Below are 1,255 nucleotides of genomic sequence, written 5' to 3' on the forward strand. Positions count from 1 at the left end.
GGGGCCGCCCCAGCTCGCGGTGCTCGCCGGCGTCGTGGCCACGTGGAGCACGCTGTCGCTGGGCCGGGCGGTTTCGAACGTGTTCCGGGACGTCTACAGCGACGTCGACCACACGCCACTGGAGCGCGCGGCGGACGTCGTGGTCGTGTTCCTGACGTGGGTGGTCGCCGTCCTCCTGGTGCTGGTCGTCGGCATCCTCCTGGCGTTCGTGGAGCCGGCGGTGGCGGTCACGCTCGGGTGGCCGGTCGTCCTGTTCGTGGCACTGATCGTCGTGTTGCTGCCGATGTACCTCGTGTTCCCGCCGTCGGTGTCGCTCCGGGAGGCGCTCCCCGGAACGGCCCTGGCGGCCGCCGCCTGGACCGGGTCGGCGATGGTGTTCAACGCGTACGCTGCGAGAGCCGTGAGCGTGCGACTGTTCGGTCTGGTCGGTGTCGTCCTCCTCGTGTTGACCTGGCTGTACGTGGGGAGTCTCGCGCTCGTGGCGGGCGCGGCGACGAACGCGGTGCTGGCCGACCGGCTCGAAGACACACAAACGTAAATAGAACGAGGGGAACTGCCCCCACTAGGAGCCAAGAAACACCGATTTGGAGGCGGGCGCCGACGAGCCAGACACGTGACGAGCGTAATCGACAGCACCGTCGTCGTCGACGTCACGCTTCCCTGACGACTTCCGGCACCAGTAGCAGTTCGTGGTTCGTCGCCGTCGGCTGTCCCCGTCAGACCAGTTCTTCGAGTTGGTCGAGGTGGCTCCGGGCGCGCTCGACGCCGGAGTCGTCACCACGGAGCGAGTCGCCGACGGCTCTCGCGGCGGCAACGAGGCGGTCGGCGTCATCGGGGTCGACCTCGCCGTCGAGCGCCTTCACGCGCTTCGCGTGCTCGCGGAGGCGTTCGAGCAGCCCGCGCTCCGGTTCGGGTATCTCCCCGTCACAGAACGAGCGTACGTCCGAACGGTAGGTCTCGACCGCCGCCGCGTACCCGAGTCCGCGGACCGCCCGCATGGATTCCGGCACCGCTCCCGGACTCGGCCGTTCGCCTTCACTGGCGCCATTCAGCAGCGCGAGCACGTACCGCTCTTCCTCGTCGCCGACGCGGAGCGCGTCGCCGAGCAGCACGCCCGCGCGTCGAAGTTCCTGGGCGGCGAGGTAGGTGTCGTCGAGGTCAAGCAGGTCGCCGGCGGAGACGAACCCCCGGGACTGGCAGTAGTCGCGGCACGCCTCCACCGCAGGGTCGAGCGCGCCCCGGAGGTCGCCGTCCG

The 1,255-nt window shown here is 69.9% G+C and carries 2 protein-coding genes; one reads left to right on the top strand and one right to left on the bottom strand.

Translation table 11 applies throughout. The features are described 5' to 3' along the window. Positions 1-538 (top strand): YhjD/YihY/BrkB family envelope integrity protein (locus GRX66_RS19150; RefSeq protein ID WP_201293106.1); only part of this gene is annotated, 538 nt, incomplete at its 5' end. A 178-nt stretch (positions 539-716) separates the two neighbouring features. Here the strand turns inward: GRX66_RS19150 and GRX66_RS19155 are convergent. Beyond that, positions 717-1,255: DUF7117 family protein (locus GRX66_RS19155; RefSeq protein WP_159527859.1), on the bottom strand; the 539-nt coding region annotated here is incomplete at its 5' end.

Source organism: Halobacterium bonnevillei, from assembly GCF_009831555.1.
In the GTDB taxonomy this organism is placed as follows: Archaea; Halobacteriota; Halobacteria; order Halobacteriales; family Halobacteriaceae; genus Halobacterium; species Halobacterium bonnevillei.